Here is a 20,429-nt window from a genome sequence, read left to right as displayed (position 1 = left end):
CGGGTTACTTGCCCTGGCCTGTGTTGCGGTTGGCATTGTTCTTCTGTTCCTGCGCGGCAGCCGCGCGTGATTCGGCGATACCCACCGCGCGTGCCGCCGCGGCCTTTTCGTCTTTCTGCAGTTCCAGCGGCTGGAACGAACCTTCCGGCGCCAGCCAGCCACCACTGAACCCCGCCCGCTCCAGGCCCTTGCGGATGTACGGGTTCTTCTTCATCACTTCCCAGACGAAATCATTGCGATAGTTGGCGATCATGGTCAGGATCGGCCCCTGGTCGATGGCGATGTAGTCGCTGGCGACCCAGCCACGATCCGGCACCACGCGGCCGGTCTTGATCGGGATGTCGTAGTTGAAGCTGGGATTGAACGAATCCAGGAAGCCGTAGCTGGAATAGATGTAATCGCCGTAGCGCTTGTGCATTTCCAGCGTGGCCGGGATCACCTGTTCCGGCGCGAACACCACCGACGCGATCGCGGCGGTCGGAGCGATGGTGCCGTCATCGAAGTTCTCGCGCAGGCCAGCGCCGCGCGAAGAGTAATGGCGGAACTGGCGCTGCTCGCCACGGTATTCCTGCGTGGTGTTCTGCGGGCCATCGCTGGCGGTCAGGCCCCAGACGTTCTCGCCGTAATCCTTCCACTGCATCGGGTTGGCGATGGCGTACTCACGCTGGGCAAGTGCAGCCGAGCGGCTGTTGAGGAAGTAGGTACTGCCGCGCTCGCGCATGTAGGCGTCCTGGATGTCGCGGAAGTCGATCCAGACGTGGCTGTACTGGTGGCCGAACAGCGGGCCGAAGGACAGGTATTCCTGGCCCTGGTAGACCCCCCAGTCGTTGTCATAGGTGCGCGTCCACACCGTCCACGCATCCGGGCTGACCGGGTGCGTCGGCGAACCCAGGGCAAGGATGTAGACCATCATCGCCTCGTTGTAGCCCATCCAGTCGTGGTCGATGAAACCGCTCTCGGGGAACCAGCCCATCGAGATCAGCGGCGCACGCTGCTGCAGCCAGGGCCAGTCGACCTTCCTGTACAACGTGTCGGCGATCTGGCGGATTTCCTTCTCGCGCGGATCGTCACCGTCGTAGTACGACTGCGCGAACAGCACCCCCATCATCAGCAGCGCGGTATCCACCGAGGACAGTTCGACCCAGCTGTCGTAGCGACGGCCTTCCTGCATGTCCAGGAAGTGGTAATAGAAGCCCTTGTAACCCGCCTTGCCGGTACGCTGCGGGCCCATCGGCACATCGCGGAAGAATTTCAGGGTAGTCAGGGTGCGGTCGATCGCCTGGTTGCGGCTGACCCAGCCGTTCTCGATGCCGATCGGATACGCGGTCAGTGCGAAGCCGACCGAGGCGATGCTGGCGAACGGCCGCGACGGATAGCGGTCCGGGGTCAGGCCATTGATCTCGTTGGTGGTATCCCAGAAGAACTGGAAGGTGCGGCGCTCGATGTCATCGAACAGCGGCGGCAGCTCAGGTTTCATCGGCCGCGGCGGTGCATCGGCCTCGATCAGGATCACCGGCGGGCGCGGCTTGGCAGGCTCCTGCTGGGCCGGCTGGCAGGCGGCCACGGCCAGGCTCAACGCTGCGGCGGACAACAGATGACGTGCCTGCATGGCGCGATTTCTCCGGTGGTCTGATCGATGGGAAAGCATACCGTCCAATGATCTGAAATCGTTTACAAGGTGCGTTCTTAAAAAACCACGAAAAACGTGGTTTGACACCGCGATCATTGCCCATGCCGATGCCCCCTGACCGGCAGCGGCATGGGCAATGGACCGGCACAGGGCCGGCCATTGCTGTTTTCACGCGCCCGATGCCGCCGGCGGAGCGGCGGCATCGGGGTCATGCATCCATCCGGGCTTAGAAGCGGAAGCCCACTTCGGCCTTGACCTGGCGCGGCGTACCGACGATGTCGCCGGTCTCGTTGTAGCTCGCGGTCAACTTGCCATTCTTGTAGTAGTTGTAGTTCGAGAAATTGTCGAAGTTGAACACGTTGATGATGTCGATACGCGCATACAGCTCGGTATCGCCCGGCATCTTGAACGTCTTCGTCGCCTGCAGGTCGACCGAGCGATAACCGAAGATCTTGCCACCCAGCAGGAACTTGCCGTTGCCACCCGGAACCGCCGCCATCGGGGTCGGCAGGTCGAAACCATTGGCCTGCGGCACGCCGTACCAGTCGTTGATCGCGGTCGGGGTGGCCAGGGTGATCTTGCCACCGAAGGTGATGCCCCAGAAGCCCGCATACGAACCGGTCACCACCAGGCGGTGACGCGGCGCGCCGTTGGAGCGGATGGTCGGGTAGTCACCGATCACGCCACGGTCGAACGCGTAGTGCTCGTTGATGTCACGGTTGTGGCGGGCGGTGGTCCAGGTATAGGCGATGGAGGTGCCCCAACCGCTTTCCTGGGTGAACGGCTTCTGCGCCGACAACAGGATCTGGGTAGCACGGGTCTTGATGCCCTGCTGGCCGATGATCAGGCTGCCGAAGCCCGGTACGTTGCAGCTCCACGCCTGGCCCAGACCGGCTTCGGTGCCACCGCACAGACGCGGATCGTCGAAGAAGTTGCCGGTCGGGTAGCGATTGCCCAGGGTGAAGGCGAAGCCGTCATAGGTGAGCGTGCGCGAGATGGTGGCGTCGGTCAGCCAGTCGCCGATCTGGTTGCTCATGCCCAGGCTGAACTGGTCAGCGTAGGGCACCTTCAGATTGTTGTTCAGCAGGTCGACTTCCAGGCCGGCATTGCTGGTCGAACCGACCAGGCTCTGGAGGTTGCCGATACCGTTGAGCAGGTTCGGGTTCCAGTCATAGCACGCGGCGTTGCCCTGGAAGCACTGACCGGTTGCCGGATTGCGGAAGTAGATCGTCGGCTGCGGCAGGGCCAGCTTGGTGGTTTCCAGCTGCAGGTAGTCGAACAGGTCGCGGTCGTAGGAACGACCGGCACCACCGTGGATCACGTGCTGCTCGTCGGCATTGATGTCATACGAGAAACCCAGACGCGGCTGCCAGGCATTCTTGAATGCCTTGCGGTTGTGGCCGTTGCTGATGTAATCGTTGATGTTCAGGCCGCTCAGCGCCAGCGTGTCGGCGTAGCTCTGGCCAGCGGCGGCACGCGGATCCTGCGCGAACAGCGCATTGACCACTTCCGGCGGGGTCACGAAGTCCAGATAGGACGGGTTCTTCTCGTAGTCCCAGCGCAGGCCGAGGTTCAGCTGCAGGTGGTCGTTGACCTGCCAGTCATCCTGGATGAACAGACCGATCTGCTTCACCTTCGAGCGCACTTCGCCGGACACGCCGGACACGCCGGTGACCGGCTTCACGAACTGGGCCTTGTACGGGATGCTGTCCGGGAAGGTCGGGTTGTCGATGGTGTAGTAGAACTGCGGATTGATCTGCGCCGCATCGGAGGCGTACAGGTCGATCTGCTTGTACTTGGCACCCATCTTGATGGTGTGGTCGCCCGCCCACTGGATGCCATCCAGGGTCAGGTTGTCTTCGATCGACCAGCCCTTCTGGCCCTTCACCTGCGACGACATTGCCGAGGAACCACCGATCGAGACGATGGCGCGCTCCTCGCTCTTGCCGTCCGGCGCGGTGTAGTTGAAACCGTTGCCCATGCTCAGCGGCTTGGGATTGTTGAACGAATCCTCGTGGGTAACCATCAGCTCGTTGTAGTAACGCTCACCGCTGTGGTTCCAGCGCAGCGCGTAACGACGGTCAGTGTTCTTGGTTTCCTTGCCGTGCATCGGCGCGGTCTGGTCCGAGAACTGCTGCTGGGTTTCATCACGGTCCTGGAAGGTCAGTTCCAGGCGATCGTTGTCGGTCGGCTCGAAGTCGACCTTGGCGAAGATCAGGTCCTGTTGGAACGGCTGGCTGGCCGGGCCCAGGCCGGCCTGGGCATCAGCCGGGACGCGGTTGGCCTTGTTGGTCACCGAACCATGCGGTGCGATGGTCACCGGCAGATCGAAGCGCTTGGCTTCATAGGTCACGAAGAAGTGGGCCTTGTCCTTGACGATCGGGCCGCCCAGGGCGAAACCGTATTCCTTCTCGGCCGAATCCTCCTTGCCCTTGCCCGGCTGACGCTCGGCCGGGGTCATCGCGCGCATGCTGTCGTTGGTATAACGGTAGAAGGTTTCACCCTTGAACTCGTTGGTACCCGACTTGGTCGCGGCCGTGACCGCTGCACTGGACACCTGGCCGTACTCGGCCTTGTAGTTGCCGGTGATGACCTTGTACTCGCCGATGGCCAGCTGCGGGAACGGGTTACCGGCACTGCCGGACTGACCGGCCACGCCGCCGCCCTTGACGTAGCTCTTCTGGCCCACACCGTCGATGTAGACGTTGGTGCCGTCGGAGTTGGTGGCACCGCCGCGCAGCGAGGTGTTGCCCTTGGCGTCGCGGGTGAAGATCATGCCCGGCACCGCGTCGGCGAACTCCAGGAAGTTGCGCGAGACCTGCGGGGTGGTCTGGATCTGCTGCAGGCTGACGGTCTTGCCGACTTCGGACGTGCGCACTTCCTGCAGCAGGGTCGGCGCGACGACGTTGACAGTGTCCAGGTTGGTGGCTGCGGTCGTACCCGGGGTGCTGCTGGCAGCGCCGGCAAAGTTCAGGGTAGCGGTCGAGGCCACGGTGACGGTGACCTTCTGCGACTGGCCGTTGGCGACCACGTCATAGGTGCCCGGGTCCAGGCCCATCAGCGAGTAGCTTCCATCGGCACGGACGGTACCGCGACGGACGGTGCCGGTGGCCACGTTGGTGGCGGTCACCTCGGCGCCGGCCTGCGCGCCGGAAACCTGGCCGCGCAGGCTGGCATTGGCCGACTGCGCCATGACGTTCGGAGCAGCAGCCAGCATCAGGCAGCTGACCAGTGCGGTGCTCAGCAGCCGGCGCGCCGGCGTGCGGAAGGTGGTGTGCATCATCAACTCAATCTCCGGGTGGCGGTAACCGCTTGCGCGGTCCCTGCGATCAATCAAAAAAGAAGGAACGCCTCCGGCTTCAACGGCCGGATGGCGGAGTGGTGGAATCGCGAACTATCAAGCGGGGAACCAGGGTCTGCTTGTCCCCTGTCCCATCCGTGGAGGTGCCGTCCATCAACTGCATCAGGCGCGTCATGGCCCGATCGCCGAGTTCGGCGATGCTGACCTGCATGGTGGTCAGCGACGGGTGGACGAAACGCGCCAGTGGAATGTCATCGAAACCGGCCAGGGCGACGTCGGACGGAACGTGGACACCTGCCTGCGTGAACGCATACAGGCAACCCAGCGCCATCATGTCGTTGGCGGCGAACACGGCATCAGGCAGCGCTCCGGCTGCCAACAACTCCTGACCGGCGCGATGGCCGGAAGCTTCGTCGAAATCACCGGGCAGCTCGATGCCTTCGGCGTCACTGCCGAAAGCCGCCAACGCGTCACGGAAGCCACGCAGGCGCTCGCGCGCGTCGAAGTTGAGGTCCGGGCCAGAAATGAAAGCGATACGGCGGTGACCCGCGTCAAGCAGATGGCGGGTCATCGCCATCGCACCGGCATGGTCATCGATGCTCAGCACCGGGTGGTCCTGCCCGGGCAGATAGGTGTTGATCAGCACCGTTGGCAACGACTGCGGCAGGTTGTCGGTCAGGAAGCCCGGGCTCTCGGCATAGGGCGAGAGCACCAGCAGGCCGTCGACGCGGCCGCGCATGGCGCGCAGGGCCGCGCCCTGCTGCTCCTGGTCACCGTGGTAACTGGACACCAGCAGGTGCTGGCGGCGGTTGCGGGCGACGTTGTCGATGCCGCGCATCAGCTCGGAGAAGAATTCGCCGTACAGGTCAGGCAGTACCACGCCCACCGTATTGGTGCGACGGCTGCTGAGGCTGCGGGCGGCGGCGTGCGGGGTGTAACGCAGCCGTGCAGCCACCTCCAGCACAAGCTGGCGGACCGGTTCGGCGACATTTTCATGCCCGTTGAGCGCGCGGGAAACCGTGGCCACGGAGACCCGGGCTTCGCGAGCGACGTCTTTGATTGTGATAGCTGCCTTGTTCACGAAGCCGCCCTCCACGGCTTGGACCTACCAGCATTGGCGCGGAATGTAAGCGTTTCCATCTGGGCTTGTAAACAGTCCGTTAGGCGAATGTCCTGAAATGGACATGGAAATCTGTCTGTGGCGGGCCCGCTGACGGACCCGCCAGGACAGTGTGGGACAAGGGCTCAGCCCTGTTCTGACGGGGTCAATGCACGAATGGACAGCGCGTGGATGTCGGTCTCCATCATCGCGCCCAGCGCGGCATAGACCGCGCGATGCCGGGCCAGTGGACCCAGTCCGGCGAAGCGTTCACTGACCACATGCACGTTGAAATGACCGCGGCCATCGCGCGCACCGGCGTGGCCTGCATGACGATGACTGTCGTCTTCGATTTCCAGCACGCTCGGGGCCAGCGCCTGCTGCAGTGCGTCACGCATCCGCTCGATCCGCTCCGCGTTCACGGCAGGACCTTGCGGAACGGACGCACCTGTACATGGGTGTAGACGCCCGCGGCTACGTAAGGGTCGGCATCAGCCCAGGCCTGGGCCTGCACGAGCGACTCGAACTGCGCGATCACCACCGAACCACTGAAGCCGGCCGGGCCCGGGTCCTCGCTGTCTACTGCCGGGCACGGTCCGGCCAGCAGCAGGCGGCCTTCGTCGCGCAGCGCGTGCAGGCGCGCCAGGTGTTCCGGACGTGCCTGCAGTCGCTGTGCCAGCACGTCCTGGCCGTCATAGCCTTCAATCACATACCACACGGCATTTCCTCGCTTGCGTTGTCGGGTGCGCAGATTCTAGCCAATGCCGCCCTCGCCCCAGCCCGGCTGGACACTGGCGCGACAAAGGCTTACCCTAGACACCATTGCACGTGGCTGGATGCAGCAGCCCGTCGGTTTCTGAGGCCAACGCAGCCCCCGACGACCGTCCCGCTGCTTCGAACCGGACCACCTGGCCGGGCCACGTAGACGACCTCCCCGTAGTTCCGTCGCTGCCGTTTACTGCGGCGCGTCCTGCTGTTTGATATGTGTGGAATCGCGCCGATCCCGGCGTGTCTGGTGCCGTGGGGCGCCGTGGCGTTGGCCCGGTGAACCCGCTGCCGCGACTGGTCCGATGCAATCCTGATGTCCATTAGATGACTTCCGAACTCGCGCTCGACGCGAACCCGCCAACCCGGCCGCCCGCCCCCCAGCAGCAGGAAATGCCGCTGGCCGTGGTGCATGGGCAACCGGTCCTGCAGATTCCGCAGGACCTGTACATCCCGCCGGACGCGCTGGAAGTCATCCTGGATGCCTTCGAAGGCCCGCTGGACCTGCTGTTGTACCTGATCCGCCGCCAGAACCTGGACGTACTGGACATTCCCGTGGCCGAGATCACCCGGCAGTACGTGGAGTACATCACCGTGATGCGCGAGCTGCGCTTCGAGCTGGCCGCCGAGTACCTGGTCATGGCCGCGATCCTGGCCGAGGTGAAGTCGCGCATGCTGCTGCCGCGCCCGGTCAGCGAGGAAGGCGATGAGGCCGACCCGCGCGCCGAACTGGTGCGCCGCCTGCAGGAGTACGAACGCTTCAAGCAGGCCGCCGAGGACATCGACGCCCTGCCCCGCCAGGACCGCGACACCACGGTGGCACACGCCTTCATGCCCGAACGTGCTGCGGTGAAGCTGCCGCCGCCGGTGGACCTGAAGGAAATGCTGCTGGCCCTGCACGACGTGCTCAAGCGCGCCGAGCTGTTCAGTGGCCACGCCATCAAGCGCGAGGCGCTGAGCGTGCGGCAACGCATGGGCGAAGTGCTGGGCCGGCTTGAAGATGGCAAGTTCTACCGTTTTGAAGGGCTGTTCACTGCAGAAGAAGGCAAGCTGGGCGTGCTGGTCACGTTCCTGGCGGTGCTGGAACTGGCCAAGGAACAGCTGCTGGACATCGTCCAGGAAGAGCCGCTGGCGCCGATCTACGTGAAGTCCCTGGCCGCCGGCAACACCAATGCCCCGCTGCAGTTCAGCAGCGAGTTCGACGACAACGACGCCGCCAACGAGAACGAGTGAGCGCTGACTGCCGATGGACCAAACGCTGATCAACCGCATTGTCGAGGGTGCCCTGCTGGCCTCCAGCCAGCCGCTCACCCTGGCCCAGCTGAAAGACCTGTTCCCGGAAGAGGAGCCGGCACCGCCGGGCAGCATCGAACGTGCGCTTGAGCGCCTGCGCGAAGCCTGCGAAGGCCGTGGCGTGGAACTGGTCGAGGTCGCCTCCGGCTTCCGCTACCAGGTGACCGGCGAAGTGCATGGCTGGATCAGCCGGCTGTGGACCGAACGCAAGACCCGCTATACCCGTGCCACCCTGGAAACCCTGGCGCTGATCGCCTACCGGCAGCCGATCACCCGTGGCGAGATCGAGCAGGTGCGCGGCGTGGCGGTCAGCAGCAACATCATCCAGGCGCTGGAGGAACGCGAGTGGATCCGCGTGGTCGGCCACCGCGACGTGCCCGGCAAGCCTGCCCTGTTCGGCACCACCAAGGGCTTCCTGGACTACTTCGGCCTGAAGCGCCTGGACGAGTTGCCGCCGCTGTCGGAACTGAAGGACCTGGGCGAGCTGGAACCCCAGCTGGCCCTGGACCGCGACGCACCGGCCGCCGCCAGTGCCGAGGGTCCGGACATTTCGGCTGGCGCCGATGGCGCTGCTGCCAACGATGACGCCGGCCTGGCCGGCAGCGACACCCCCGATTCCGCCGACGCAGCGTCTGCGTCGGCTTCCGATGAGCAAGCACCTTCGCCCCTTGATGATGGGCACCCCGATTCCGCGCCGGGCGAGCGCGCGGTGCCCCTGAACGAACGCGAAGACAACGCCGTCGCGATGACGACCGTGGCTGTTGACCAAGCCGATTCCGAACCAGAGGCCGACCCCGAAACCGTCGGCCGGAGCAAAACTGATGAGTGACACCCCCCGTAACAAGCTCTCGCTCAAGCGCGAAGCCACCTCCGAACAGTTCAAGCTGGAAGAGCGCCTGCACAAGGTGCTGGCCCAGGCCGGCCTGGGTTCGCGCCGCGCGCTGGAACAGCGCATCGCCGAAGGCCTGGTCAAGGTCAACGGTGAAGTCGCGCAGACCGGCATGTCGGTCAAGAGCGGCGACAAGATCGAGCTGGATGGCCGCGGCTTCGTCGCCACCGCCCTGGCCGAACCGTCGCGCGTGCTGGTCTACAACAAGCCGGAAGGCGAAGTGACCACCCGCGAAGACCCCGAAGGCCGCCCGACCGTGTTCGAATCGCTGCCGCCGCTGAAGGGCGCGCGCTGGATCGCCATCGGCCGCCTGGACATCAACACCACCGGCCTGCTGCTGGCCACCACCGACGGTGAACTGGCCAACGCCATGATGCACCCGTCGTTCGAGGTCGAGCGCGAGTACGTGGTGCGCGTGCGCGCCCCGGAAGGCGAGGAGAAGGTCTCCGACGCCATCGTCGACCGCCTCGCACGCGGCGTGGCACTGGAAGACGGCCCGGCCAAGTTCGACGAGATCGAACGCATCGGCGGCACCGACTCGCACGACTGGTTCCGCGTCGTGGTGAAGGAAGGCCGCAACCGCGAAGTGCGCCGCCTGTGGGAGTCGCAGGGCTGCCAGGTCAGCCGCCTGAAGCGCACCCGCTACGGCAAGGTGAGCCTGCCGCGCGAACTGGCCCGTGGCCATTCGGTGGAACTGGGCACCGCCCAGGTTGAAGCCCTGCGTGCGCAGCTGAAGCTGGAAGAAGGCGCGCCGTCGGCTCTGACCCTGCAGCCGGTGATCGGCCAGCGCCGCGCCGCCAAGACCACCGTGCGCGTGCGCGAAGGTGGCCGTGGCAATGCCTACGTCAACGGCCATAACACCGCAGACGAAGGCCGCGAGCTGCGTCGCTTCGACAACGTCCGCGAAGACCGCGGCCGTGGCCGCGGCGGCAAGGGCGGCGGTTTCAAGGGTGGCCTGACGGTCAGCGGTGAAGCAGCAGCCAAGCAGTCGCAGAAGCCGTTCAAGCAGCGCACCCAGAAGAATGACCGTTCGCTGCCGGAAGGCAACCCGGCCGCGTTCCGCACCTGGTACGTGCCGGATGGCGTGAGCACGGGCCCGAGCGGCCATCGCAATGCCGGTCCGGGCGCGCGCGGCCCGGGTGCCCGTGGTCCGGGCGCAGGCGGCCAGGGCCGTCCGTACGGCAAGCCGAAGGGTCCGGGCGCCGGTGGCGGACAGGGCCGTGGCGGTTTCGGCGGTGAAGGCCGTGGCGGCGCAGGCGGCCAGGGTCGTCCGGCCGGTGCCGGCAACCGCTCGCAGGGCCAGGGCAACAAGCACCCGTATGGTCATCCGGGCAATGCCCCGAGCTTCCCGTCCGACCACGCCACGCCGGGCTTCAACCCGTATGGCAGCCCGAAGCCGGCGCAGGGCGCCCGTCCGGGCGGTCGCGGGCCGGGTGGTGGCAACCGTGGTCCGGGCGGCAATCGCGGCCCCGGCGGTCCGGGTGGCAACCGTGGCCCGGGTGGCCCCGGCGGCAACCGCGGTCCGGGCGGCCCGCGCCGCAGCGGCCCGCGCGGCGGCTGATCACCGGCACGCCTGAAATGAAAAACCCCGGCGCAGGCCGGGGTTTTTCGTTGAAAAGGGGACGGAGGGGATTAAGTCGTTTTTGCCACGGCCTGTATCAAAGGGGCGAAAGCGACTTAATCCCCTCCGTCCCCTTTTGCGTGGCGCTGGAACGCGGCGGGTGTGGTGCCGGTCATGCCGCGGAAGAAGGCGATGAACGGGCTCTCGGCGGAGAAGCCGGTGTCCTGCGCCACGTGCGCCACGCGTTGGCCCAGCAGCAGCAACTCCATGGCCCGCATCAGTCGCCATTGCTGGCGCCAGGCCTGGTAGCTCATGCCGGTATCACGCTGCATCAACCGGCCGACGGTACGCGCGCTCAGGCCCGTGCGCGCGGCCAGCTCCCCCAGTTCGGGCGGCAGCTGCTCGGCCACCGGGAGGCACCGTGCGATCCGCGGATCACGAGGCAGAGGCAGGTCCATCGGTGCCACCGGTGCAGCAGCGATCTCCAGCACGCACAACGCCAGTTGATGGCGTGCGCGCGGCGACTGCCAGTCATGGTCGAACGGCGCCTGCGCGATCGGCTCCAGCAAGGCCTGCAGCAGCGGCCCCACGCCGATGATCGCCGGCTGCCGGGGCAGTTGGGCCGACAGCGTGGCGTCGAAGTACAACGAACGGTAGTCGACCGCCTGGCGCATCTGCGCGCGATGGCGCAGCCCACCCGGAATCCACGCGGCGCGCGCGGGCGGCAGCAGGCTGATGCGATCACCGTAGGTCAGGCGCGTGCAGCCCTGCCGGGTGTACAGCAGCTGCGCGCGTGCATGCTGGTGCCAACCCGAGTCGTGATCCGCCAGTGAGGCTGCAATCCCCAGCACCGGAGCGCTCCAGGCATCGGCGTCGAAGTGCGCGTGCGGCTGCAACCAGGCCATGTCTGATTTCATACATTCGATGACAAGATAGACAGAGTGCGCCATTGCGGACGCGACCACAATGCGGGGCCCTGTTCCTGGAGCGCCCGCATGTCGCGCCGCCTGTTGTTGCTCACCATGGCACTGCTGATGTTCCCGCAGTTGGCACAGACCCTGTACAGCCCGGCCCTGGCCGATCTGGCCGAACGCTTCGCCCTGCCGCCGAGTGCCGCCAGCCAGGCCATGAGCCTGTACCTGTTCGGCTTCGCTGCAGGCGTGCTGCTGTGGGGGCGCCTGGCCGATCGTATCGGTCGTCGCCCTGCCCTGCTATGCGGCCTGGCCGTGTTCGCACTGGCCGCCTGCGGCTGCCTGCTGGCCAGCACCTTCGGCCAGGTCCTGCTGGCACAGGCACTGGCCGCGCTGGGTGCGGCGGCGGCCTCGGTGGTAACCCAGACCGTACTACGCGACCACCTGCAGGGACCCGCGTTGGCGCAGGCATTCTCCTGGATCGGCATGGCCCTGGCCCTGAGCCCGGCCATCGGCCTTGCACTGGGCACGCTGCTGGTCGCCGCCCATGGCTATGTCGGCGTACAGTCCGGCCTGCTGCTGATCGCTGCCCTGCTGGCAGTCGCATGCCTGGCGGGCCTGCGCGAAAGCCGCCCTGCACAGATCCCGCACGCGCCCATGCTGCCGCTGCTGCGGGAACTGCTGCGCGATCGCTGGATCTGGTCACACGCGTTGCTGGTGATGGCCTTCAACGTGGCGATGTACAGCTGGTATGTGCTCGGCCCCTTCGTGTTTGCGCGCCTGCACTGGCCAGCCACCTGGTTCGGCGCCAGCGGCGCGGTGCTGGCACTGGGCTCGGCACTGGGCGCGTGGGGCAATGGCCGCCTGCTGCGTGCAGGCGTTGCCGCAACCACGCGCATCCGCATCGCCGCAGGACTGGTCCTGACGGGAGGCCTGCTGGCCGCGCTGCTGCATGATCACCCTGCCCTGATCGCGGCGATGGTGCCGGTGGTGACGGGCTTCGGCCTTGCCATTCCCAATGTGCTCGGCCAGGCCCTGCGCGGCTATCCACACTGTCTCGGCAGCGCAGGCGCGCTGTTCGGCCTGCTCTACTACCTGTTGATCGGTGCGGCAATGGCGCTGGTCGGTGCAGTGCAGATGCTGGCACCGACCGTTATCGCGTGTGGCCTGCTGGCCTTGTGGCTGCAACGGCGGCGTCCCGCTGCAGCCTAGGAATTGCTGCAAAAGCAGCGCACTGTGCTGGCCTTCCGGGAACGGCTTTGATTCCCCGGCTATCGTGCGCGCGCTCCCACACAAGGCAGATGCCCATGATCACCATCACCGCCGAACAGGCCCGCGCCAACGTCGATGCCGCCAAGCGCCCGATCGAACTGTTCTACCGCGATCTCGACAACGCCATCCAGATCGGCTCGGAAAATGGCCGCCGCTACATCGTGTTCGGCTTCAGCCAGGTGATGGCCAGCGAGCAGCTCGTCGAAGACGTGGTCGCACAGCTGCTGAAGAATGGTTTCGGTGTCGAACGGTTGTTGAGCGATTCCGAACAGCACTACATCCGCATCAGCTGGGGAACTGCCGCGCCGTCGCGCCTCAGCGCCGGCTGAGGGTGAACGCGGTGCCGTCCACGCCCAGATCCCAGCCCTTGCCGGTACCGGACAGGGCCAGCGAGATGTCGCCCTTGGTCATCACCTGCGCGTTGCTGGACTTCACCGCACCGGCATGCGCGCCCACCGAGGCGTAAGTACCCAGCAGCTCGTTGACGCTGACTGCGCCGGTGAAGCTGCCACGTCCGTTGGTGATCTTCGACTTGCCGACGGTCAGGCCGCCGCCCTTCATCTGGATGCGCACCGGCATGCTGGCACCATTGCTGCAGGTGACCGTGCCATTGCCGGATGCAGTCTTGTAGATCAGCGACCAGCCAGAGAGGTTGTAGCGCAGCTCGCAGTCGAGGTTGCCAGCGGCGTGCGCGGCCGGGGCCAGCGATGCGGCAGACAGGGCAAGCAGCAGGGCGAAGGGCTTGTTCATGGCAGGACTTCCAGTTCGGTCGGACTGCCGGCGAATCTAGCAGCGCGCGCGTGCACGTTGGATGCAGGCGCACGCGCTGGTGCAGCAGTGTTCAGGCCGGTGCTCAGCCCTGTTCGTCCAGGTGGAAGGCATCGGCATCGAGCATCGCCGGGAAACGCGCGCGGTGTGCGGCCAGCGCCTCGGCCGAGATGGTGGTGGTGACCACCTGTTCGCGTTCGCGGATCTCCACCTGCGGCTGGCCGAGGAAATCCAGCACCGCGCTGTCGCCTGCGTAGTGCAGCTGGTTGCCATCGACACCGACGCGGTTCACCGCTGCCACGAAGCACAGGTTTTCAATCGCACGTGCACGCAGCAGCGTCTTCCACGCATAGGCGCGTGCCGACGGCCAGTTGGCGACGAAGATCTGCAGGTCGAAATCCAGCTGCTGCGGACGCTCCACGTTGTAGCGGTTGCGGCAGAACACCGGGAAACGCAGGTCGTAGCAGACCTGCGGATTGATCCGCCAGCCCTTCCATTCCACGCTCAGGCGCTCACGGCCGGCGGCATAGCGCTCGTGCTCGCCGCCGTAACGGAACAGGTGGCGCTTGTCGTAGTACTGCAGGTCGCCATCGGGCGTGGCGAACAGCAGGCGGTTGTAGACGCCCTCGCCGTCGCGCAGCTGCACGCTGCCGATCACCGCCGCGTTCAAGGTCCTGGCTTGTTCGCGCACCCAGGCCACGGTCGGGCCGTCCATGCCTTCGGCCTGGGCAATGGCGTCGTTGGAGAAACCACTGGTGAAGGTCTCCGGCAGGATCACCAGGTCGGTGGTGCCGGCCAGCGGTGCGAGCAGCGCACCGTAGTAGGCGCGGTTGCCGGCCGGATCGTGCCAGCGGGTGTCGCCCTGGACGAGGGAAATGCGCAGGTCCTGCATGTTCAAGCCTCGCTCAGAGCAGGCGCAGGCGTTCGATCGCCGCGTCCATCGTTGCTTCATTCTTGGCAAAGCACAGGCGCACCAGGCGCTGGCCGGCCGGCGGGTTTTCGTAGAACGGCGACAGCGGGATCGCGGTCACGCCCTTCTCGATGGTCAGCCACTTCACGAACTCATGGTCCGGCAGGTCGCTGATGGCCGAGTAGTCGACCAGCTGGAAGTAGCCGCCGGGGACCGGCAGCGCCTTCAGGCGGGTGCCGGCCAGCTGCTCGCGGAAACGGTCGCGCTTGGCCTGGTAGAACGCGCCCAGCTCCAGGTGGTGTTCGGGTTCGTCGCGGATCATCGCGGCGAAGCCGTACTGCGCCGGGCCGAAGCTGGTGAAGGTGTTGTACTGGTGCACCTTGCGGAACTCGGCGGTCAGTGCCGGCGGTGCGATCGCATAGCCGATCTTCCAGCCGGTGCAGTGATAGGTCTTGCCGAAGCTGGAGATGACGAACGCGCGCTCGCGCAGTTCCGGGTAGCGCAGCGCCGATTCATGGCGGCGGCCGTCGTAGATGATGTGTTCGTACACCTCATCGGAGATCAGGTAGATCTGCGTGCCACGCAGCAGCTCGGCCAGTGCCTGCATGTCCTGCGCCGACAGCATCGCGCCGGACGGGTTGTGCGGGGTGTTGACGATCAGCATGCGGGTGCGCGGGGTGATCGCCGCACGCACGCGGTCCCAGTCGACCGCGAAGGTCTGCGGATCCAGCGACACATGCACGGCCTTGGCACCGGCCAGGTCGATCGCCGGTTCATAGCAGTCATACGCCGGGTCGAGCACGATCACTTCCTCGCCGGCACGCACCACGGCGTGGATGGCGTTGAAGATGGCCTCGGTACCGCCACTGGTGACGGTGATCTCGCTGTCCGCATCGACCTGCGCGCCGTAGCAGTCCAGTGCCTTCTGCGCGATGGCCTGGCGCAGCGGCGCCACGCCGGTCATCGGCGGGTACTGGTTCAGCCCGGCGGCCATCGCCCTGGCGGTCTCGTCGATCAGGCGCTGCGGCGCCGAAAAGTCCGGGAAACCCTGGCCCAGGTTGACTGCGCCGTGTTCGGCGGCGAGCTGGGACATCACGGTGAAGATCGTGGTACCGACCTTGGGCAGCTTGGTGTTCGGTTGCATCGGCCTGGGCTGTGGGGGAACAGGCCTGCGAGTTTACGCAATCCGCGCGTCGGTAGTGCCGGCCGCTGGCCGGCACTCCTGGGACGATCTGCGGCGCCGGGTCGCATCTGCCGGCCAGCGGCCGGCACTACCATCGGCATTCACCGCTACAATTGCCATCGCACTCCGGCATGAAGACCCCTGCCCCTTGAACACCCCTGCATTGCTGGCCGCCAGCGGCCTGAGCTTCTCCCGCAATGACGAGCCGGTGTTCGGCCCGCTGGACTTCCATGTGGACGCCGGCGAAGCCCTGCTGGTGCAGGGCGGCAATGGCGCCGGCAAGACCACCCTGCTGCGCGTGCTGGCCGGCCTGGCCCGGCCCGGCGCCGGCCAGGTGCGGATCGACGGCAAGCCGGCGAGCAATGCCGAACGTGCACGCTACGTGGCCTACCTCAGCCATCTGCCGGCCCTGAAGCCAGACCTGGACACGCTGGAGAACCTGCACTTCCTGTGCGGCCTGCATGGACGGCGTGCGCGGCAGATGCCCGGCAACGCGCTGGCCATCGTGGGCCTGGCCGGTTATGAGGACACCCTCGTTCGGCATCTGTCCGCCGGGCAGAAGCGGCGGCTGGCACTGGCACGCATCTGGCTGTCGCCGGCGCCGCTGTGGCTGCTGGACGAGCCCTATGCCAACCTCGACCTGGAGGGCATCACCCTGGTCAACCGGATGATCTCGGCGCACCTGCGTGCCGGCGGCGCTGCGCTGGTCACCACCCATGGCGCCTATGCCGCACCGCCGGTGCGTACCCGCCAGCTCGACCTCGGCGGTGCCGCATGATCGCGCCGGGTACCGAGCCAGGCCTGTGGAAGACCGCAGGCGCCCTGCTCAAGCGCGACCTGCGCCTGCTCTGGCGCCGCCGCGGCGATGCGCTGCAACCCCTGCTGTTCGCGGTGCTGGTAGTGGTGCTGTTCGCGCTGGCCCAAGGCCGCGAACCACAGCTGCTGGCCGCCACCGCGGGCGCGGTGCTGTGGCTGGCCGTGCTGCTGGCGGGACAGCTGTCGCTGGATTCACTGTTCCGTTCCGACGCCGAAGATGGCTCGCTGGAACAGTGGCTGCTGGCGCCGGTGCCGCTGGTCTGGCTGGTGCTGGTGCGCGTGCTGCTGCACTGGGCGACCACTGCGCTGCCGCTGATCGTGGTCAGCCCGCTGTTGGCCGAAATGCTGCATCTGCCGCATGACCAGCTGCCGATGTTGCTGGCATCGTTGCTGCTGGGAACGCCGTTGCTGAGCCTGATCGGTGGCGTGGTCGCCGCACTGACCGTTGGCATCCGACGCTCTGGTATTCTCGTGGCGCTGCTGTCGCTGCCGCTGTACGTGCCGGTGCTTGTGTTCGGCGCCGGCAGCCTGGCGGCAGCCGGACGCGGGCAGGATCCGGTCGGTGCGCTGCTGATGCTGGGCGCTGGCCTGCTGCTCGCGCTGGTGCTGGCTCCGCTGGCCACTGCCGCTGCAATACGTATTTCTCTGAGTTGACCGAGCTGAGAGCCAATCCACCCCTGCTGGATAGCCGCCACGCATGAATCCGATTGTCCGCTGGTTCCACCAACTCGGTTCGCCTCCCACGTTCGACCGTTTCGCTGCCCGCTGGTCGCGGGTGTTCTACCTCGCGGCGGTGCCGGTGCTGCTGGTCGGCATGTGGCAGGCGCTGCTGGTGGTGCCGCCGGAAGCCAAGCAGCTGGACAGCTTCCGCATCCTTTACATCCACGTGCCCAGTGCCTGGATGAGCCTGTTCGTGTTCGCGCTGATGGCGCTGTATGCCGCCATCGCGCTGATCTGGCGGATCAAGGTCTGCGAGATCCTGGCCATGGCCTGTGCACCGATGGGCGCCGGTTTCACCCTGATCACCCTGCTGACCGGCAGCATCTGGGGCAAGGGCACCTGGGGCACCTGGTGGGACTGGGACCCGCGCATGACCAGCGAGCTGGTGCTGCTGTTCCTGTACCTGGGCGTGATCGGCCTCTACCACGCCATCGAGGACCGCCGCAGCGCCGCACGTGCGGCGGGACTGCTGGCCATCGTCGGCGTCAGCCTGCTGCCGGTGATCCGCTATTCGGTGGACTGGTGGGGCGGCCTGCATCAGCGCCAGTCGATCAACGTGTTCGGTGAATCAGCGATCAGCAGCGCGATGATCGCGCCGCTGTGGTGGATGGTGATCGGCACCAAGTTCTGGTTCGCCGGTTCGGTGCTGGCCAAGGCGCGCGCCGACAATCTCGACCGCGAGGCCGGCAAGGCCTGGGTCGGTGGACGCGTCGGTGCCGAACGCCCGGTCCGGGAGGCCCAGCCATGACCCACCTTCCCTATGTGATCGGCGCCTACGCCGTGTTCGTGCTGGTGCTCGGCGCCGACGCCATCGGTTCGTGGCTGCGCCTGCGCGTGGCACGCCGGCTGGCACTGGCCCGCCAGCAGCGGCAGCAGACCCGCGCCGGCAGGCAGGACGCAGCTGTGCCGCTGTCGACGGAGCTGGAACGATGACCCCGGTACAGCGTCGCCGCTTGGCATGGGTGCTGCTGGCCCTGCTCGCCTCCGGGCTGGCCACTGCGCTGGTGGCGATGGCACTGGAGCGCAACATCGCCTACCTGTACACGCCTTCGGAAGTGCTGCGCGGTGATGTCGATGCGCAGTCGCGCTTCCGCTTGGGCGGCATGGTGGTGAAAGGCTCCTTCAATCGGCCGGTCGGCTCGCTGGAAGCACGTTTCGAAGTGACCGACGGCGACGCGCAGCTGGCAGTGACCACCTCGCGGATCCTGCCGGACATGTTCGCCGAAGGCACGGCGGTGGTCGCCAGCGGCCGCCTGCAGGGCGGCACCTTCGTCGCCGACGAAGTGCTGGCCAAGCACGATGAGAAGTACGTGCCGAAGGAAGTGGCCGACAAGATGGGCGATGCCCACCGCAAGCACGATGTGCCGGTGACAGCCCCCGAGGTGCGCTGAGTGCTGCCCGAACTGGGTCAGATCCTGCTGATGTGCGCATTGCTGGCCTCGCTGCTGCAGGCCGGCCTGCCGCTGGTCGGCGCACATCGCAACAACACGGCATGGATGGCGGTCGCACGGCCAGCCGCGTTCGCGCAGCTGCTGCTGCTCGCCGGCGCGTTCGCGGTGCTGACCGCCGCATTCGTGCAGCAGGATTTCTCAGTGCGCTACGTGGCCGAGAACTCCAATTCGCTGCTGCCGATGATCTACCGCTATTCGGCGGTCTGGGGCGCGCATGAAGGCTCACTGCTGATGTGGGCGCTGGTGCTGGCATTGTGGACCGGCGCGGTGGCGCTGTTCTCCCGGCACCTGCCGGCACCGGTGCAGGCGCGCGTACTGGCGGTGATGGGCATCGTCAGCGTCGGCTTCCTCGCCTTCCTGATCTTCACTTCCAACCCGTTCCTGCGCCTGAACCCGGCGCCGCTGGAAGGGCGCGATCTCAACCCACTGCTGCAGGACCCGGGGCTGATCATCCATCCACCGATGCTGTACATCGGTTACGTGGGTTTCGCCGTTCCGTTCGCATTCGCGGTGGCGGCGCTGCTGGAAGGTCGCGTGGATGCGCGCTGGCTGCGCTGGACGCGGCCGTGGACGAACGTCGCGTGGGGCTTCCTGACCCTGGGCATCGCGCTGGGCAGCTGGTGGGCCTACTACGAGCTGGGCTGGGGTGGCTGGTGGTTCTGGGACCCGGTGGAGAACGCCAGCTTCATGCCATGGCTGGTCGGTGCGGCACTGATCCATTCGCAGGCCGTCACTGAGAAGCGCGGCACGTTCGGCAGTTGGACCCTGCTGCTGGCGATCGCGGCCTTCGCGCTGTCGCTGCTGGGCACCTTCCTGGTGCGCTCCGGTGTGCTGACCAGCGTGCATTCGTTCGCCGCCGATCCCTCGCGTGGCCTGTTCATCCTGGTGTTCCTGTCGGTGCTGGTTGGTGGCAGCCTGCTGCTGTACGCGCTGCGCGCCAGCCAGCTGAGCGTGGACGCCGACGACCCGCGCCGTGGCTTCACTGCCACCTCGCGCGAGACCCTGCTGCTGGCCAACAACCTGCTGCTGGCCACGGCCTGCGCGATGGTGCTGCTCGGCACGCTGTATCCGTTGCTGGCCGATGCGCTGTCGCTGGGCAAGATCTCGGTCGGCCCGCCCTACTTCGGCAGCCTGTTCCTGCTGCTGATGGCGCCAATGATCCTGCTGCTGCCGTTCGGCCCACTGGTGAAATGGCAGCGTGACCAGCCCTCGCGCGCCTTCGCGCTGCTGGCACCGTGGCTGGGCCTGGCGCTGCTGCTGGGCGCGCTGGCCTGGTGGCAGGCGCCGCAGAACGGCTGGAAGGCCGGCATCGGCGTGGCCGCTGCGGCCTGGGTCGCACTCGGTACCGCACGCTTCGTCTGGCAGCGACTGCGCGGCAACGGCCGCTTCACCGCCGAAATGCTCGGCATGATCGTTGCCCACGCCGGCATCGCCGTGTTCCTGGCCGGCGCGCTGCTGGTGGAAGCCTTGAACGTGCAGCGCGAAGTGGCGCTGGCCCCGGGTCAGCAGCTGGTGGTCGGTCGCTACGAAGTGCGCTTCGAGGGCGTGGACCATCGCGAGGGCCCCAATTTCATCGCCGACCGCGGTCACCTGCGGGTGTTCCGCGACGGCCGCGAACTGGCCCTGCTGCACCCGGAGAAGCGCCAGTACGCCAGCGGCGGCCAGGTGATGACCGAGGCCGGCATCGATGCACGCTTCGACGGCGATGTCTACGTGGCATTGGGCGAGCCGCTGGGCAACAATGCATGGGCGGTACGGGTGCACATCAAGCCGTTCGTGCGCTGGATCTGGCTGGGCGCGCTGTTGATGGCCCTGGGCGGATTCATCGCCGCCGCCGACCGCCGTTTCCGTCGTCCGTAG

At 66.6% G+C, this 20,429-nt stretch carries 20 protein-coding genes; 11 read left to right on the top strand and 9 right to left on the bottom strand.

Annotated features, from left to right (window positions below; translation table 11 throughout):
• Nucleotides 1–4: 4 nt before the first annotated feature.
• From AC5P5X_RS03330 to AC5P5X_RS03310, 5 genes are all read right to left on the bottom strand, one after another.
• Nucleotides 5–1,609: a glucoamylase family protein gene (locus AC5P5X_RS03330; RefSeq protein WP_049451706.1), complete on the bottom strand. Its 1,605-nt coding sequence runs from the start codon at nt 1,607–1,609 to the stop codon at nt 5–7.
• 247 nt (nt 1,610–1,856) lie between these two features.
• Nucleotides 1,857–4,913, bottom strand: coding sequence for a TonB-dependent receptor (locus AC5P5X_RS03325; protein WP_033832936.1), 3,057 nt, complete (start codon nt 4,911–4,913; stop codon nt 1,857–1,859).
• 76 nt (nt 4,914–4,989) lie between these two features.
• Nucleotides 4,990–6,027 (bottom strand): LacI family DNA-binding transcriptional regulator, encoded by a 1,038-nt coding sequence (locus tag AC5P5X_RS03320; RefSeq protein WP_012480808.1) that lies wholly within the window; start codon nt 6,025–6,027, stop codon nt 4,990–4,992.
• A 149-nt stretch (nt 6,028–6,176) separates the two neighbouring features.
• Nucleotides 6,177–6,428, bottom strand: coding sequence for a BolA family protein (locus AC5P5X_RS03315; protein ID WP_032963317.1), 252 nt, complete (start codon nt 6,426–6,428; stop codon nt 6,177–6,179).
• Between the two features lie 20 nt (nt 6,429–6,448).
• A complete protein-coding gene (locus AC5P5X_RS03310) occupies nt 6,449–6,748 on the bottom strand; it encodes a YciI family protein (protein ID WP_005410329.1) in 300 nt (99 codons plus the stop codon).
• A gap of 374 nt (nt 6,749–7,122) precedes the next feature.
• Here AC5P5X_RS03310 and AC5P5X_RS03305 point away from each other — a divergent pair, with 374 nt between their 5' ends.
• The 3 genes from AC5P5X_RS03305 to AC5P5X_RS03295 are packed head-to-tail and all read left to right on the top strand — an operon-like array spanning nt 7,123 to nt 10,538.
• On the top strand, nt 7,123–8,028 hold the full coding sequence (locus tag AC5P5X_RS03305) for a segregation and condensation protein A (RefSeq protein ID WP_005410330.1): 906 nt from the start codon (nt 7,123–7,125) through the stop codon (nt 8,026–8,028).
• A 13-nt stretch (nt 8,029–8,041) separates the two neighbouring features.
• The gene (scpB, locus tag AC5P5X_RS03300; RefSeq protein WP_005410331.1) at nt 8,042–8,917 is read left to right on the top strand and encodes an SMC-Scp complex subunit ScpB; all 876 of its coding nucleotides are present in this window, start codon (nt 8,042–8,044) and stop codon (nt 8,915–8,917) included.
• A complete protein-coding gene (locus AC5P5X_RS03295) occupies nt 8,910–10,538 on the top strand; it encodes a pseudouridine synthase (RefSeq protein WP_005413982.1) in 1,629 nt (542 codons plus the stop codon). The genes scpB and AC5P5X_RS03295 overlap by 8 nt, the downstream gene beginning before the upstream one ends.
• Nucleotides 10,539–10,654: 116 nt before the next feature.
• Here the strand turns inward: AC5P5X_RS03295 and AC5P5X_RS03290 are convergent, their stop codons facing one another.
• Nucleotides 10,655–11,443, bottom strand: coding sequence for an AraC family transcriptional regulator (locus AC5P5X_RS03290; protein WP_012480810.1), 789 nt, complete (start codon nt 11,441–11,443; stop codon nt 10,655–10,657).
• Between the two features lie 90 nt (nt 11,444–11,533).
• Here AC5P5X_RS03290 and AC5P5X_RS03285 point away from each other — a divergent pair, with 90 nt between their 5' ends.
• Entirely contained in the window at nt 11,534–12,661 is a 1,128-nt protein-coding gene (locus AC5P5X_RS03285) for an MFS transporter (protein ID WP_495215895.1), read from the top strand.
• Nucleotides 12,662–12,756: 95 nt separating this feature from the next.
• Nucleotides 12,757–13,050: a hypothetical protein gene (locus AC5P5X_RS03280; RefSeq protein WP_005413984.1), complete on the top strand. Its 294-nt coding sequence runs from the start codon at nt 12,757–12,759 to the stop codon at nt 13,048–13,050.
• Here the strand turns inward: AC5P5X_RS03280 and AC5P5X_RS03275 are convergent.
• The 3 genes from AC5P5X_RS03275 to AC5P5X_RS03265 form a co-directional block, all read right to left on the bottom strand.
• A complete protein-coding gene (locus tag AC5P5X_RS03275) occupies nt 13,037–13,471 on the bottom strand; it encodes a hypothetical protein (protein ID WP_005410336.1) in 435 nt (144 codons plus the stop codon). The two genes, AC5P5X_RS03280 and AC5P5X_RS03275, sit on opposite strands and share 14 nt — an antisense overlap.
• 103 nt (nt 13,472–13,574) lie before the next feature.
• Nucleotides 13,575–14,381 carry an amidohydrolase gene (locus tag AC5P5X_RS03270; protein ID WP_111188830.1) on the bottom strand — a complete coding sequence of 269 codons (807 nt, stop codon included), beginning with the start codon at nt 14,379–14,381 and terminating at the stop codon, nt 13,575–13,577.
• Nucleotides 14,382–14,394: 13 nt separating this feature from the next.
• Complete coding sequence (locus AC5P5X_RS03265) at nt 14,395–15,543, bottom strand: pyridoxal phosphate-dependent aminotransferase (protein ID WP_005410338.1); 1,149 nt, start codon at nt 15,541–15,543, stop codon at nt 14,395–14,397.
• Between AC5P5X_RS03265 and ccmA the strand changes: the two genes are divergently transcribed.
• From ccmA to AC5P5X_RS03235, 6 genes are read left to right on the top strand one after another with little or no spacing between them, the layout of a single operon-like run.
• A complete protein-coding gene (ccmA, locus tag AC5P5X_RS03260; protein ID WP_414486392.1) occupies nt 15,497–16,360 on the top strand; it encodes a heme ABC exporter ATP-binding protein CcmA in 864 nt (287 codons plus the stop codon). The genes AC5P5X_RS03265 and ccmA overlap by 47 nt on opposite strands.
• Nucleotides 16,357–17,052, top strand: coding sequence for a heme exporter protein CcmB (gene ccmB, locus AC5P5X_RS03255; protein WP_111188831.1), 696 nt, complete (start codon nt 16,357–16,359; stop codon nt 17,050–17,052). The genes ccmA and ccmB overlap by 4 nt, the downstream gene beginning before the upstream one ends.
• 43 nt (nt 17,053–17,095) lie before the next feature.
• The gene (gene ccmC, locus AC5P5X_RS03250) at nt 17,096–17,866 is read left to right on the top strand and encodes a heme ABC transporter permease CcmC (protein WP_005410341.1); all 771 of its coding nucleotides are present in this window, start codon (nt 17,096–17,098) and stop codon (nt 17,864–17,866) included.
• The gene (gene ccmD / locus AC5P5X_RS03245; RefSeq protein WP_005413988.1) at nt 17,863–18,051 is read left to right on the top strand and encodes a heme exporter protein CcmD; all 189 of its coding nucleotides are present in this window, start codon (nt 17,863–17,865) and stop codon (nt 18,049–18,051) included. The genes ccmC and ccmD overlap by 4 nt, the downstream gene beginning before the upstream one ends.
• Complete coding sequence (gene ccmE, locus AC5P5X_RS03240) at nt 18,048–18,509, top strand: cytochrome c maturation protein CcmE (protein WP_005413989.1); 462 nt, start codon at nt 18,048–18,050, stop codon at nt 18,507–18,509. Before ccmD ends, ccmE begins: the two co-directional genes overlap by 4 nt.
• Nucleotides 18,510–20,429: a heme lyase CcmF/NrfE family subunit gene (locus AC5P5X_RS03235; RefSeq protein ID WP_038645444.1), complete on the top strand. Its 1,920-nt coding sequence runs from the start codon at nt 18,510–18,512 to the stop codon at nt 20,427–20,429.

The sequence above is a fragment of the Stenotrophomonas sp. YJH_SMC_91 genome (assembly GCF_059368495.1).
This window is presented reverse-complemented; position numbering and strand designations above follow the sequence as displayed.